Below are 15,608 nucleotides of genomic sequence, written 5' to 3' on the forward strand. Positions count from 1 at the left end.
TTATTTCACTGAAAACACAAATACACCCGCTGTAGGAATCTCTGTAGTCCCGATCAATGCTTTGGCTCCCTTCGATAAGTTGAAGGTATAAGGCTGATCTGAATAGTTTAATACAATTCCCAACCCATTCCGGTATTCCATTGTCACGCCATAAGGCAAATCCATTACCGGGATATTCAGCTGTACATATAGCTTTTTCAATATATCTTTTTCCAATGCTCCATTGTGGCTGTCCACTCCTACATAGGTAATCGTACCTTTCCCCAGTTTGCGGAAAGTCACAGCCGGACTTCCTTCATAGAATTCGTTTTTATAAGTAGCCCATACTTGAGCATCTGCCGGAGGATTCAGAATCTCTCCCCATGTATTCCAAATATACTCTTTTCCGTCCATAACAACAGTACCGGGATTTTCGGGAAGCAGCAAATCATAAAAGTTCATTTCATTTCCGGTCAGCGGAGTAATCATAGAACCAAAGGGAGCTTCCGGAAGACGACCATAACGGTCTTTCTGTGCCGTACGACAAGTCAGAATGAGGTTTCCGCCGTTCTTTACATAAGTGATCCATTTGTCTACCAGTTCTTTATCAGCTAATTGATAAGTCGGTGCAATAACGACCGGATAATCGGACAAGTTCTTTGCTTCGGAAATAAAATCGACAGGAGCTCCGAATGATTTTAGGGTACGATAGTACTTTTCGATGTGTGCAAAAGTATCCCATGTCCGGTTCTGTTTCTGTCGCTCAATGCTCCAGGAGTTTTCATGGTTAAAAAGAATAGCTGTACGACGGGCAAGGTAATCGGCAGGTTTGGTTTCACGGGAAGAGCTATGTTTACGAAGTTCACGAATCTCCTTTATAAATGTCTCATATTCTCTTCCACCGGGAGTTATAGTCACTCCGTCCGTGCCGACAATTCCGTAATGATATTGTTCCGTGCCGTAAAGAGGCTGGCGATAACGATAGGTGCAGATAAAATCACTTCCACCGGCAAACACACTCCACATCCACAGACGAACTGCGCCCGGAAGAGGTTGGGGATTGATACTGCCCCAGTTCACCTGTCCCGGCTGTAATTCCATCACACCATAAGTTCCCTGTATCGGACGGAAAAAGTCATTTGCCCAGGCTATCCGCAACGGATTACCTACCCGGTAGCCTCGACGACCAATCCCCTCATTATCACCATATACCATATAACGGGTATAACTTTGAAAATCAAGCGAGGGGCTACCACCAATGTGACCTTCATCATAATTCGGTATATAATTCGTAGTCACCCATTGGTTCTTTGCATATTTCTTTATCAACAGACATTGTTCGTTCAGGAAATCATTGGTTTGTGATGCAGCAAAACGGCGGTAATCCAAAATTTGATGATGATTCATAAACATCTGTACGCGCTTGGGAAGCGTTATTTCATCAAAAGACGAATAAACCTCACTCCAGAAAGCAGTGCCCCATGCATTATTTAAAAGTTGAATGTCATTATTGTATTTGGCACGGAGAAAATCACGGAAAGCAAGCTCCGCTTTCAGATTATAATCAAACTGTACAGCAGGTTCGTTGTCGAGTTGCCATCCGATAATACGGGAGTCATTGCCATAATGTTGCGCCAGTTTTTCAATCATCTTGTATGATAATTCCCTGTAAAGAGGCGAAGCAAATGAAGCATGCTGGCGAGCACCGTGGTCAAGTATCGTTCCATCCTCATTCTTCAATAGAATTTCGGGGTATTTCCGGCTCATCCATACAGGAGGAGTGGCAGTAGAAGTACACATGATAACTTTCAAATCATACTTGGCTGCCAAAGCTACAGCCCTGTCCAGCCATGCAAAATCATAGCGTCCCTCTTCCGGTTCCAGTTGCGCCCAGGCAAACTCGGCAAAATGGGTAAATTCAAATCCCAATTCATGCATTTTCTTGAAGTCACGTTCCCACTGGCTCTCATCCCAGTGTTCGGGATAATAATAGACACCCGTCAAAGTCAGGTCTTTATCATCAAACCAGGGAGAAGTTTCAATTACAGTCTTTTGAGCTTGCTTCTGTTGAGTTCCGGTTGCCAGTCTCTCTGCTGCCTGTATTCCGGTAGAAACGGTTAATAGACCGGCACAGAAAGTAGCCAGAATTTTACTTTTTACCATATACTTCATAAATTCGATTGATTATTAGCGTTATAAAACGTTATTCATATATTTTCCATTCCCACAAACCGGCATCTCCCCTACGAATATGAAGACGGAGATAACGTGTCTCTCCTATCTCCTTAGCAATATGTGGAGAGCATACTTGTACTTTCCCTTGTTCGGCACACATCTGCCAATGTTTTCCGTCGATAGACTTCTCCAGTCGCCAGGTATGTCCTTCAGTAGGACGGGTAAAATAGAGCTGGCACTCCCCGACCTTACGGATTTCCTTTAAATCGACTGTAATAAACGGACTGCTATCCGTATCAGCCGCCATCCAACGGGTTCCATTCGATTCGTCAGCTACATGGGTAGCCTGATAAGTATGCGTGCGGGTATAGCTCTTCACCGAACCTTTTTCCGGCAACGGTTGATTGGGTTGCGTTTCGATATTGACCACGGAAGTACGGGGAGATTTCTCACTGGAAGCATAAAAATGCGACTGTAATGCCAGATTCGGCCGGGTCTCTTGGGAAGCAGCCAGATAACCTACACCACGCATATCGGGGATTAATGTCTTTATCGTTCCATCGTCATTAAATTCCATCCGGTTAGCATACACTTGACGGGTAGTTCCGCCATCTCCGTATTCCAGATAGAGAAAAATATATTCATCCGTTCCCTCGTCATAAAACACGTTGCCATGTCCCGGTCCCCACACTTGATTTTCAGGAGAAGAGAATAAAAAAATGTCGTTCCCCTCCGGCTTTACAAAACCCGTCAAAGGAGACTCGCGGCTCATCATATAAGCATTGACATAATTCTGATGACCACTCAACGTATAAATATAGTAATAGATACCTTTACGCTTAAACATCACCGGACCTTCGGAATATCCCTGGCGGGCTGTTGCCAGAGCTACCGGCTCACCATCCAGATGAAGCCTGTCCGCAGAAAGCCGTCCCGCATTCCGGCGACGCCAGAAGATATATCCTGAACCATCGTCATTAATAAAAGGTTCTCCGTCAATATCATCAACGACAGCCGGGCTATCTGTTCCTTCTTCTCCGGGAGGCAAAAGCCCCTGTCCCGCAGTAAAATGGAAAGGACCATCCGGGCGATCAGCTACAAGTACATAAGTTCCCATCTTGTCATCCGGTTTCACAAACGTAACGTATAAATAAAACTTGCCGTCCTGCTCAATCACTTTTCCAGGCGCCCAATACCGGAAATAGCCCTTTTTCTTTTCACCTTTATCATTCGTGTAGTCATATCCTTTCGACCAGTCGAACCCGCTGATATGGGAACCTTCGAAACTCCAGTTCACAAAATCTTTCGATTTCCATACGACAGGAGTTCCGGCACGTCCAAGTCCGTAATCCAGATCGGTAGTGCCATAAAGATAATAGGTATCACCAAATTTGGAGACAGACGGATCCGCCAGATTATCGGGAATAAGCGGATTATAGTTCCGGTCGGCAATCAGTGACTCCACAATGGAGGCATCCACTGCAAACGCCGTTCCATGACGAATCCCCCTCGGAAAAAAGACCTGATCGGACACATCTTCCCATGTTTCACCATAGTCCAAAGAACGAACAGCTCCATAACGATGGTCACGGTATTTATCAAAATAGACATAAAGCGTATCACCTACAAAAAGAGGAGCTGGACCTTCCGCCCAATATTTTCCTGTAATAGGTGCCGATACTTTGGTCGGGAATCCTTTTTCTATCTTCTTTGTACGCGTCACACGCAAATTCTTTTCCGGCGGATTGGAATTTTCATTCTTGACTACCATTATCAGGTCTTCCCGCTTCGGGTCTTTCACAATAGCGGCATCAATCACACTGAAATCTGGATTGAAGAACATCTTCGTCTTTGAGAAAGTACGAAAATCCTTCGTTGTTACATAATAAATACGATGATTCAGTCCCTTCTCACTTTCACTGGTAGCCACTTCTTTGTGACGGCCGGGAATCGTAGTTGCCCAAAAGATATAATAGGTTTGTGAAGGTTCATCATAAAACAGTTCGGGAGCCCAACAGTTATGTGCATCCGGCTCGTGCATCATCACAGGGATTGCTTGTTGCTCACTCCAATGAACCAAATCGCGTGAAGAGGCATATCCGATAATCCGGTCCGTCCAACTGGAAGTCCAGACCATGTGAAAAGTTCCGTCCGGCGACTGGCAAATGCTGGGGTCACGCATTAATTTATCTTTACCAACCGCAGGGGTAAGATAAGAACGTCCGCCATGTAAAGGCAGCCAGTTCAATCCATCATAACTATATGCTAAATGCAGTCCGTCTTTACTGTCATTGATAAAATAAGAAAAGAGGTAAGCTGTCTCACCGGCAAAGACTGTCATCACCGACCAAAGACTTAGAGCTATCCAGATTACTACTTTTTTCATGGTTCCTTATTAAGATTAAAAAGTTTACCTTGCAAAGATAAGGCATCTCCGCCCCTCCTCAAAGATAAAGAGCATGGACAATATTTCAAATCCATGTAGTTTTGTACACGAACGCTTTTAGATGTCCATTTTGATACAATATTCTATGTATCTGTACATCTTTCTATTTACTAAACCCTTAAAAAGCTCTACTTTAGCGGCAGATTTTAAAAAGAATGAAAAACATATCAACTCTATATATCATGAAACGACTTTTAGTAAGTATTGCTATCGTATTTATCTCCATACTGACCGTAGCGGGACAAAATCACTCTTTCAGCTTATCCGGCAAATGGAATTTCCGGATAGACCGGGAAGATACCGGCGTCAAGGAACAATGGTTCAAAAAATCCCTCGACGATTCTATCAACCTGCCCGGCTCCATGCCCGAAAAACTGAAAGGAGATGAAGTGACCGTCCGTACCCAATGGACCGGAAGCCTCTACGACAGTTCTTACTACTTCAACCCATATATGGAAAAATACAAGATAGAGGGACAAGTAAAGCTACCCTTCTTTCTGACTCCCGACAAACATTATGTAGGTGTGGCCTGGTATCAAAAGAAAGTGACAATTCCGGCTGACTGGAAAGGAGAAAGAATCACTCTTTTTCTGGAACGTCCGCACATCGAAACTACTGTATGGGTAAATCAGCAGGAGCTTGGTATGCAAAACAGTCTTTGTGTTCCCCATGTCTATGACCTGACTGCTGCAACCACCCCCGGAAAAACGTACCTGATTACCATCCGTATCGATAATAGAATCAAAGAAATCAACGTAGGTCCAGATTCTCACAGCATCACCGACCAGACACAAGGTAACTGGAACGGTATCGTCGGACGAATCGAATTACAAGCTACTCCTAAAGTCCATTTAGAAGATATTCAGGTATATCCCGATTTGAGCAATCAGAAAGCGCTGGTTCGCATGAATATACGGTCTGCTTCTTCCACCAAGGGAGAGATCACCCTTTCCGCTGCGAGCTTTAACACGGACATTCAGCACAAAGTGGCTCCCGTACATCAAAGTTTCAACATCCGTCCGGGAGATAATCCGGTGGAAATGGAACTTCCGATGGGAAAAGAGTTTCTGACGTGGGATGAATTCAGTCCGGCACTTTATAAACTGACGGCAAAATTAACCAACGGCAAGCAAACTGACACACAACAAGTACAGTTCGGTATGCGTGATTTCAAGATAGAAGGGAAATGGTTCTATGTAAATGGTCGCAAAACGATGCTTCGCGGTACGGTGGAAAACTGTGACTTCCCATTGACAGGCTATGCGCCGATGGATGTAGCTTCTTGGGAACGGGTGTTCCGCATTTGTCGTAACTATGGCCTGAATCACATGCGCTTCCACTCTTTCTGTCCGCCGGAAGCAGCTTTCATCGCTGCCGATCTGGTCGGTTTCTATCTGCAACCGGAAGGACCGAGCTGGCCGAACCACGGTCCGAGACTGGGTAACGGACAACCGATTGACAAATACCTGATGGACGAAACCATTGCACTGACCAAGGAATATGGGAATTACGCTTCTTACTGCATGCTGGCTTGCGGCAATGAACCTTCCGGTCGTTGGGTGGCATGGGTCAGCAAGTTCGTGGATTATTGGAAAGCAACCGATCCGCGTCGTGTATACACAGGAGCCTCCGTTGGAAACAGCTGGCAATGGCAACCTCACAATGAGTATCATGTGAAAGCCGGCGCACGCGGACTTAGTTGGGCAGGTGCGCAACCGGAAAGTGAATCGGATTATCGTGCAAGAATCGACACGGTGAAACAACCGTATGTATCACACGAAACAGGTCAATGGTGCGTATTCCCGAATTTCAATGAGATCCGTAAATATACCGGAGTCAACAAAGCGAAGAACTTTGAAATCTTCCGGGATATTCTGAACGATAACCACATGGGAAGCCAGAGTCACGACTTTATGATGGCTTCGGGCAAATTGCAGGCACTCTGCTACAAACATGAGATTGAAAAGACCTTGCGTACTCCGGACTATGCGGGATTCCAGTTGCTGGCTCTCAATGATTATTCCGGCCAGGGAACTGCATTAGTCGGTGTACTGGACGTGTTCTTTGAAGAAAAAGGATATATCAACGCAGAACAGTTCAGACGCTTTTGCAGTCCGACCGTACTTTTGGCACGTATTCCTAAATTTGTATATGCCAACAATGAAACATTCCATGCCGACATTGAAGTATCTCATTTCGGAGCTGCTCCCTTAGAAAGTGCAAAAACAGTATATACCATTAAGGATAAATTCGGAAAAGTATATGCTCATGGAACTGTCGGCACCCATCACATTCCCATCGGAAATCTTTATTCTCTGGGTAGTGTAGATATGACTCTGGAAGGAATCGATACACCGCAGAAACTAAATCTGGAAGTACGTATCGAAGGCTGTGATGCCGTAAACGACTGGGATTTCTGGGTATATCCGGCACAAGTGGAACTGGTACAAGGAACAGTATATACCACCGACACCTTGGACGCCAAGGCATTGGCTGTGTTACAAGACGGAGGAAATGTGCTGATTACGGCTGCCGGAAAGATACAATACGGCAAAGAAGTCAAACAATACTTCACTCCCGTATTCTGGAATACTTCCTGGTTCAAGATGCGTCCGCCGCACACAACCGGTATTTTCCTGAATGAATATCACCCTCTTTTCCGCGAATTCCCTACCGAATATCATAGTAACCTTCAATGGTGGGAACTGCTGAACAAAGCGCAGGTGATGCAATTCACCGACTTCCCGGCAACATTCCAACCAACGGTTCAAAGTATTGATACTTGGTTTATCAGCCGGAAAATCGGCATGTTGTTCGAAGCAAAGGTCTTGAACGGTAAATTGATGATGACCAGTATGGACATTACTTCCCAACCGGAAAAACGAATCGTTGCCCGCCAGATGCACAAAGCAATCCTGAATTATATGAATTCGGATGCTTTCCGTCCGGCAGACAAGATAGCTCCGGAGCTAATACAAGCATTATTCACCAAAGTGGCGGGAGATGTGAAATCTTATACCAAAGATTCTCCTGACGAGCTCAAACCGAAAATTAACTAAATGGGAATTATCAGGCACGAATTACACGGATTACGCTGTTGCTTTATAAAAGCGTAATTCTAAAAACCGTGAAATCCGTGTAATCCGTGCCTAAATTCCATAAACAATATACATTAAATATCATTTTACATGAAAACTACGATCATAGGCTTGCTACTCTTAGCTACGGCAAGTGTCAATGCACAGGAGAAAGCCCAAACATACCAGTTGGCAGATGCTCCCCGCTACAGTGAGGAGACGGGATATGGATATGATCTCGTCGCTACTCCCGAAAAAGGCAGCAAGGCACCCTTCTTCTTTTCTGTCCGCGTGCCGGACGGTAACTATCAAGTAACCGTTCGCCTGGGAAGCAAGAAACAGGCAGGGGTGACAACAGTAAGAGGCGAATCACGCCGACTGTTCATTGATAACCTCGCTACTAAAAAGGGACAATTCGTAGATGAAACATTTATCATCAACAAACGCAACCCCCGCATTTCCGAAAAAGAATCCGTACGTATCAAACCCCGCGAAAAAGCCAAACTGAACTGGGACGATAAACTGACGCTGGAATTTAACGGCGATGCACCCGTATGCCAGAGTATCAGCATCGAGCCTGCCGATCCGTCGGTGATTACCGTTTTTCTATGCGGTAACAGTACCGTAGTCGACCAGGACAACGAGCCATGGGCAAGCTGGGGACAAATGATACCTCATTTTTTCGGTACGGACGTTTGTATCGCCAATTATGCGGAATCGGGCGAATCAGCCAATACGTTTATTGCCGCAGGACGTTTGAAAAAAGCATTGAGCCAGATAAAGAAAGGAGATTATCTTTTCATGGAATTCGGGCATAACGACCAAAAGCAAAAAGGACCGGGCAAAGGAGCTTATTACTCTTTTATGACCAGCCTGAAAACATTTATTGATGAAGCTCGTGCACGGGGAGCATACCCCGTACTGGTCACTCCCACCCAACGCCGGAGTTTCGACGCAACCGGACATATCCGTGACACACACGAAGATTATCCGGAAGCCATGCGCTGGCTGGCAGCTAAAGAAAATGTTCCGTTGATCGACCTCAACGAGATGACCCGTACGCTTTATGAAGCTTTGGGAACAGAAACGTCGAAACGTGCTTTCGTACACTATCCGGCAGGCACTTATCCGGGACAGACCAAAGCTTTTGAGGATAACACCCACTTCAATCCATACGGAGCCTATCAAATAGCCCAATGTGTGATTGAAGGAATGAAGAAAGCCGTACCGGAACTGGCTAAACACCTGAAAATAGACCCGTCCTATAATCCGGCACAGCCGGACGATGTAAATGGTTTCCACTGGAACGAATCACCATTCACGGAAATTGAAAAACCGGACGGAAATTAAGAGATAAGTAGTAGGTATTAAGTATTAAGAATCAGGCATTAGATAAATATGAAAACCAAAAGCATCTTTCCCCTGTTCCTATTGGCAGGCACACTTTTGACAGCAGCTTGCGCCACCCCAACGGCTAAACAGGCAGGAAACAACAGCTTCGAATGGGGGCAAGTACCGCAACAACCGGATTTGTCATGGGCCGATAGTGTAGGCAGCCGGCAAATGCCCGGAAACCATGTAATTTTATCCGCTAATTCTTTTGGCGCAGTAGCAGACAGCACGGTGCTTAGCACGGAAGCTATCCAGAAAGCAATTGACAGTTGTGCCGTCATCGGTGGAGGAACGGTAGTTTTTCAGCCGGGATATTATCAGACTGGCGCACTGTTCATAAAAAGCGGTGTCAACCTGCAACTGGACAAAGGGGTGACTTTACTGGCCAGCCCTTACATTCATCATTATCCCGAATTCCGCTCACGGATTGCAGGAATCGAGATGACATGGCCCGCGGCAGTTATCAACATTGTCAATGAAAAGAACGCTTCCGTCAGCGGAGAAGGAACGCTGGACTGCCGGGGAAAAGTATTTTGGGATAAATATTGGGAAATGCGGAAAGAATACGAAGCAAAAGGATTGCGCTGGATTGTGGATTATGACTGCAAACGGGTACGGGGCATCCTCATAGAACGTAGCTCGGACATTACATTGAAAGGATTTACCCTGATGCGTACCGGTTTTTGGGGATGTCAGATTCTTTACTCCGATTATTGCACGATAGACGGATTGACCATCAACAACAATATAGGTGGACACGGTCCGAGCACGGACGGTATCGACATTGATTCTTCCTGCAATATCTTGGTCGAAAACTGCGATGTAGACTGTAACGATGATAATATCTGTATCAAATCGGGACGGGATGCAGACGGACTGCGGGTGAACCTTCCTACGGAAAATGTGGTCATACGCAATTGCATCGCCCGCAAAGGTGCCGGACTTATCACCTGCGGAAGCGAAACTTCCGGTAGCATACGGAATGTATTGGGATATAATCTGGAAGCAATCGGCACCTCCGCCGTGCTGCGGTTGAAAAGCGCCATGAACCGTGGAGGGACAATCGAAAACATTTATATGACCGAAGTAAAAGCGGAAAACGTCCGTCACGTGCTGGCGGCAGACTTGAACTGGAACCCCAGTTACAGTTACAGCACTTTACCCAAAGAGTATGAAGGGAAAGAAATCCCGGAACACTGGAGAATCATGCTGACTCCGGTAACGCCTCCCGAAAAAGGTTATCCGCGTTTCCGCAATGTCTACGTATCAAAGGTAAAAGCGGAAAATGTGGACGAATTTATCTCCGCTTCGGGATGGAATGACTCGTTACGTCTGGAAAATTTCTATCTTTATGCCATCGAAGCGCAGACCGACAAACCGGGCAAAATCTGCTATACGAAGAATTTCAACTTGTCTGAAATTACATTAAAGACAGAAGAAAAGAATGTCATTGAACTAAAAGAGAACGAACAAAGTAATATCAACTTCAACTATGTTAAGACATCTCCTGACCATCGTACTGCTGGGAATCTTGCTCATTGATGCGCAAGCACAAGCACTGACGCCACCTGCCGGCACTTTCCGGTTGGGCATATCAAAAGGAAATGAAAGCCACTGGCTAAAACCTAAAGAAAAGATACAGGGAGTATCCTTCCAATGGAAAGCACTGCCCGATAGTCGTGGATTTATTCTGGAAGTAGAAGTCGCCTCTGCTCCGGAAGCCGATGCCCTATTTTGGAGTTTCGGCGATTGCCAACCGGATTCGGACATCAATGTATTCAGCGTGGAGGGACAAGCCTTCACTTGCTACTACGGAGAAAGTATGCAATTACGGACGCTGCAGGCTGTCACTCCTACCGATGATATTCGCTTGAGTGACGGACATAAGGATGCAACTCCCCTGATGCTTTACGAATCAGGCAAACGAACCGACCGCCCTGTACTGGCCGGACGTTGCAGTCTCTCCCCGGCTTCTTCGCGAAACGAAGGAAGCAAGCCTTTCCGGCTTTACTTCTGTTTCTACGAACAGAATGAAAAAGCGGATTACAACTACTATATGTTACCGGATATTTTTGCCAAAATCGACAAAAAATGAAAAGGATCTATTTATTATTCAGTCTGTTAATAGGTTGCATCTATCTACATGCAGCCATTTATAATGTAATGGACTTCGGAGCCAAAGCGGATGGGAAAACGATTGATTCGCCTGCCATCAATCGTGCAATTGAAGCGGCCGCACAGGCCGGAGGAGGCACAGTATATCTACCTGCGGGAGAATATGCGTGTTATTCCATCCGGTTAAAAAGCAACATTCATATCTATTTGGAACAGGGCACCCGTATCATTGCCGCCTTTCCCGGAAAAGAGGAAGGATATGATACCGCCGAACCGAATGAACATAATAAGTATCAGGATTTCGGTCACAGCCATTGGAAAAACTCTTTAATTTGGGGAATCGGACTGGAGAATATTACGATCAGTGGTCCCGGCTTAATCTATGGCAAAGGCTTGACCCGTGAAGAGAGTCGCCTACCGGGGGTAGGCAATAAGGCTATCAGCCTGAAAGATTGCAGAAATGTGACCCTGAAAGATTTATCCATGCTGCATTGCGGGCATTTCGCCCTGTTGGCTACCGGAGTGGATCATCTGACGATTATGAATCTGAAAGTAGACACCAACCGGGATGGCTTTGATATTGATTGCTGCCGGAACGTACGTATCAGCCAATGCACGGTGAACTCCCCCTGGGATGATGCCATTGTATTGAAAGCCTCTTATGGATTAGGACGCTTCCAAGATACGGAAAATGTGACGATCAGTGATTGTTATGTCAGCGGCTTTGACAAAGGCAGTGTAATGGACGGCACTTGGCAGTTGGACGAACCGCAGGCTCCCGATCATGGTTTCCGTACGGGACGCATCAAACTCGGCACAGAAAGTAGTGGAGGTTTCCGCAATATTGCGATTACGAACTGTATCTTTGAACATTGCCGTGGATTGGCATTGGAAACGGTAGACGGAGGACATCTGGAAGATATTGTAATCAGTAATATTACAATGAGAAATATAGTCAACGCGCCTATTTTCCTTCGGTTGGGCGCACGTATGCGCAGTCCTGAAGGTACTCCTGTAGGTACCATGAAACGTATTCTTATCAGCGATATCAATGTATGGAATGCCGACAGCCGGTATGCTTCTATCATCAACGGAGTGCCGGGTGCATGTATTGAGGACGTAACTTTTCGGAATATTCACCTCTATTATAAAGGAGGATATAGCGAAGAGGATGGCAAACGTATTCCGCCCGAACAGGAGAAAGTATACCCCGAACCCTGGATGTTCGGCACTATTCCCGCCAAAGGGTTTTATATCCGCCACGCACGGAACATTACCTTCGACGGCATCCGCTTCCACTTTGAACAGCCGGACGGACGACCGCTTTTTGTAACTGATGACGCAGAAAATATAGAATACTATAACACACCGAAAGAATGATGAATAAAAGAGAATTGATAGTTCTTTGCCTGCTCGCCGCAGGTGGAGTAATGCAAGCACAACAATGGCCGGACACTCCGGTGGAAGCACGTCCCGGCGCCAGATGGTGGTGGCTGGGAAGTGCCGTAGACGAAAAGAATCTGACGTATAATCTGGAAGAATACGCACGTACCGGAATGGGAGCAGTAGAAATTACTCCTATCTATGGGGTGCAAGGCAATGACGCGAATGAAATTCAGTTCCTTTCTCCCCGCTGGATGGAAATGCTTAAGCATACACAAACGGAAGGAAAACGTACGGGTATTGAGATTGATATGAATACCGGAACCGGATGGCCTTTTGGCGGACCTGAAGTTAGTATAGAAGATGCGGCTACCAAGGCTATCTTCCAGACATACGAAATAGAGGGCGGCAAAGAGATTGAACAGGATATTAATGTGACCGATCCCAAGCAACAACCATTTTCTGTACTAAGCCGGGTGATGGCATATGATGAGAAAGGCAAATGTATCAACCTGACTGCTCACGTCAAAAAAGACAAACTGCAATGGAAAGCGCCTGCCGGCAAATGGAAAGTGATCGCTCTTTACATCGGAAAAACAAGGCAGAAAGTGAAACGGGCAGCTCCGGGAGGAGAAGGCTATGTGATGAATCATCTCTCAAAAAAGGCGGTAAAAAATTATCTTTCCCGCTTTGACCGTGCTTTCAAAAGTAGCAAGACAAGTTATCCACATACTTTCTTCAACGATTCATACGAAGTTTATCAAGCTGACTGGACGGATGATTTCCTGGAACAGTTCGCTCGTAGACGGGGGTATAAACTGGAAGAACATTTCCCCGAATTCCTGGATAAAAACCGTCCGGAAGTTAGCAGACGTATCGTGTCGGATTACCGGGAAACCATTTCCGACCTCTTATTGGAGAACTTCAGTCATCAATGGACAGACTGGGCACACAAAAACGGTAGTATCACCCGTAATCAGGCACATGGTTCGCCCGGTAATCTGATTGATATCTATGCTTCCGTGGATATTCCGGAATGTGAAGGTTTCGGACTGTCGCAGTTCCACATCGAAGGATTGCGTCAGGACTCATTGACCAAAAAGAATGATTCGGACCTGTCTATGCTGAAATATGCCTCCTCGGCAGCTCATATTGCAGGAAAAACGTATACTTCTTCCGAGACATTTACATGGCTGACGGAGCATTTCCGTACTTCCCTGTCGCAATGTAAACCGGATATGGATTTGATGTTTGTTTCCGGAGTCAATCACATGTTTTTCCACGGCACTCCGTATTCTCCGAAAGAAGCCGAATGGCCCGGATGGTTGTTCTACGCTTCTATCAATATGAGTCCGACAAACAGTATTTGGCGTGATGCCCCTTCGTTCTTCAACTATATCACCCGTTGCCAGAGCTTTCTGCAAATGGGACGGCCGGATAATGATTTCCTGATTTATCTTCCGGTATATGATATGTGGAATGAGCAACCGGGACGATTGTTATTATTCACGATACACCACATGGATAAACTGGCTCCTAAGTTTATCGACGCTATCCATCGCATCAACAACAGCGGGTATGACGGGGATTATATTTCCGATAACTTTATTCGCAGTACACGTTTCAAAGACGGACAGTTGGTTACTTCAGGCGGAACGGGCTACAAAGCATTGGTAGTGCCTGCTGCACACCTAATGCCGAGTGATGTATTGGCACATCTTTATGAACTGGCCAAACAGGGAGCTACTATCGTATTCCTCGAAAATTATCCGACAGATGTACCGGGATACGGTCAGTTGGAACAAAAACGCCAAAGTTACCAGCGTACGCTCCGGCAACTTCCGGCTGTTTCTTTCTCGGAAACAACCGTTACTCCAATCGGAAAGGGGAAGATTATCACAGGAACGGATTATGCACGCACATTGGCCAGCTGCAATATTTCTCCCGAAGAAATGAAAACCAAATTCGGACTACAAGCGATCCGAAGAGTGAATGATACGGGACACCACTATTTCATCTCTTCCTTGCAAAATAAAGGAGTGGACGGTTGGATCACATTGGGAACGAATGCAGCCGCAGCCGCTCTCTTCAATCCCATGACCGGAGAATGTGGTGAAGCTAAGGTAAGACAGGCAAACGGAAAAACACAAGTCTATCTGCAATTAAAATCCGGTGAATCGTTCATTCTGCAAACATATCAACAACCTTTGCAGGCATCCAAACCGTGGAAGTATGTCAAAGAGCAACCTTTCAGTCTTCGTCTGGATCATGGTTGGAAGTTACACTTCGCCGAAAGCAAACCGGAAATTCAAGGAACATTTGATATAGATCGCCCCTGTTCATGGACCCATATCGATCATCCGGCAGCCCAAACGAACATGGGAACCGGTGTTTATTCCTTAGACATCGAATTGCCGACTTTGCAGGCCGACGACTGGATTCTTGATTTGGGAGATGTACGCGAAAGTGCCCGTGTCCGCATCAACGGACAGGAAGCGGGATGCGCATGGGCAGTGCCTTATCAACTAAAGGTGGGCCAGTTCTTAAAACCCGGAAAAAACCACATCGAGATAGAAGTCACGAATCTCCCTGCGAATCGAATTACAGAATTAGACAGGCAGGGAGTGCAGTGGCGCAAATTCAAAGAAATCAATATTGTTGATTTGAACTATCGTCCGGCCAATTATGGACATTGGAGTCCATTACCCTCCGGCTTGAATAGTGAGGTACGGCTGATTCCGGTAAATGTGATGCCATAGTTGAGGCATTGTCATATCATCATACTGCAACAAACTAGTTTTTCAATCTTGTACTTAAGACTTTTCAGTGCAAAGATTAAGGGTTTTCAGTGCAGAGATTAGTTTTTTTATGCAGCCGGTAAGTCGTCCCGTTACAATGGGACAATAGGCACATTGCAAAGTGGGAGGTGTGTCGTAATGCACGATGCACCTCTTTTTTTGTTCATCACTATACAAATCTGTTCACTTTCTTTAAGCTGCGATCTTTTGAAGATTTCTTTGATTTATGTGTTCCCAGCATCT

General features: G+C 45.7%; 8 protein-coding genes. 6 read left to right on the top strand and 2 right to left on the bottom strand.

Annotated elements, in window-relative coordinates; genetic code table 11:
* Window positions 1-2,151 (bottom strand): beta-galactosidase, encoded by a 2,151-nt coding sequence (locus N5O98_RS16390; RefSeq protein WP_004305251.1) that lies wholly within the window; start codon window positions 2,149-2,151, stop codon window positions 1-3.
* 31 nt (window positions 2,152-2,182) lie between these two features.
* Complete coding sequence (locus N5O98_RS16395; protein ID WP_004309136.1) at window positions 2,183-4,540, bottom strand: family 43 glycosylhydrolase; 2,358 nt, start codon at window positions 4,538-4,540, stop codon at window positions 2,183-2,185.
* Between the two features lie 242 nt (window positions 4,541-4,782).
* Between N5O98_RS16395 and N5O98_RS16400 the strand changes: the two genes are divergently transcribed.
* The 6 genes from N5O98_RS16400 (at window position 4,783) to N5O98_RS16425 (ending at window position 15,326) form a co-directional block, all read left to right on the top strand.
* Window positions 4,783-7,659 carry an exo-beta-1,4-galactosidase gene (locus N5O98_RS16400; RefSeq protein ID WP_032847388.1) on the top strand — a complete coding sequence of 959 codons (2,877 nt, stop codon included), beginning with the start codon at window positions 4,783-4,785 and terminating at the stop codon, window positions 7,657-7,659.
* A 129-nt stretch (window positions 7,660-7,788) separates the two neighbouring features.
* Complete coding sequence (locus tag N5O98_RS16405; RefSeq protein WP_004305254.1) at window positions 7,789-9,027, top strand: rhamnogalacturonan acetylesterase; 1,239 nt, start codon at window positions 7,789-7,791, stop codon at window positions 9,025-9,027.
* Between the two features lie 48 nt (window positions 9,028-9,075).
* Complete coding sequence (locus N5O98_RS16410) at window positions 9,076-10,611, top strand: glycoside hydrolase family 28 protein (RefSeq protein ID WP_004309134.1); 1,536 nt, start codon at window positions 9,076-9,078, stop codon at window positions 10,609-10,611.
* Window positions 10,562-11,164 (top strand): DUF4450 domain-containing protein, encoded by a 603-nt coding sequence (locus N5O98_RS16415; protein WP_004309133.1) that lies wholly within the window; start codon window positions 10,562-10,564, stop codon window positions 11,162-11,164. Before N5O98_RS16410 ends, N5O98_RS16415 begins: the two co-directional genes overlap by 50 nt.
* On the top strand, window positions 11,161-12,564 hold the full coding sequence (locus N5O98_RS16420) for a rhamnogalacturonidase (protein WP_004309132.1): 1,404 nt from the start codon (window positions 11,161-11,163) through the stop codon (window positions 12,562-12,564). Before N5O98_RS16415 ends, N5O98_RS16420 begins: the two co-directional genes overlap by 4 nt.
* The gene (locus tag N5O98_RS16425; RefSeq protein WP_004320957.1) at window positions 12,561-15,326 is read left to right on the top strand and encodes an alpha-L-rhamnosidase; all 2,766 of its coding nucleotides are present in this window, start codon (window positions 12,561-12,563) and stop codon (window positions 15,324-15,326) included. The genes N5O98_RS16420 and N5O98_RS16425 overlap by 4 nt, the downstream gene beginning before the upstream one ends.
* Window positions 15,327-15,608 lie beyond the last annotated feature (282 nt).

The organism is Bacteroides sp. LFL-34 (assembly GCF_027257075.1).
Classification (GTDB): Bacteria; Bacteroidota; Bacteroidia; order Bacteroidales; family Bacteroidaceae; genus Bacteroides; species Bacteroides ovatus.

Excerpts from the sequence above, each read along its gene's own strand:
- N5O98_RS16390 (WP_004305251.1), bottom strand. The coding sequence starts at position 2,151 with ATGAAGTATATGGTAAAAAGTAAAATTCTGGCTACTTTCTGTGCCGGT.
- N5O98_RS16395 (WP_004309136.1), bottom strand. The coding sequence starts at position 4,540 with ATGAAAAAAGTAGTAATCTGGATAGCTCTAAGTCTTTGGTCGGTGATG.
- N5O98_RS16400 (WP_032847388.1), top strand. The coding sequence starts at position 4,783 with ATGAAACGACTTTTAGTAAGTATTGCTATCGTATTTATCTCCATACTG.
- N5O98_RS16405 (WP_004305254.1), top strand. The coding sequence starts at position 7,789 with ATGAAAACTACGATCATAGGCTTGCTACTCTTAGCTACGGCAAGTGTC.
- N5O98_RS16410 (WP_004309134.1), top strand. The coding sequence starts at position 9,076 with ATGAAAACCAAAAGCATCTTTCCCCTGTTCCTATTGGCAGGCACACTT.
- N5O98_RS16415 (WP_004309133.1), top strand. The coding sequence starts at position 10,562 with ATGTTAAGACATCTCCTGACCATCGTACTGCTGGGAATCTTGCTCATT.
- N5O98_RS16420 (WP_004309132.1), top strand. The coding sequence starts at position 11,161 with ATGAAAAGGATCTATTTATTATTCAGTCTGTTAATAGGTTGCATCTAT.
- N5O98_RS16425 (WP_004320957.1), top strand. The coding sequence starts at position 12,561 with ATGATGAATAAAAGAGAATTGATAGTTCTTTGCCTGCTCGCCGCAGGT.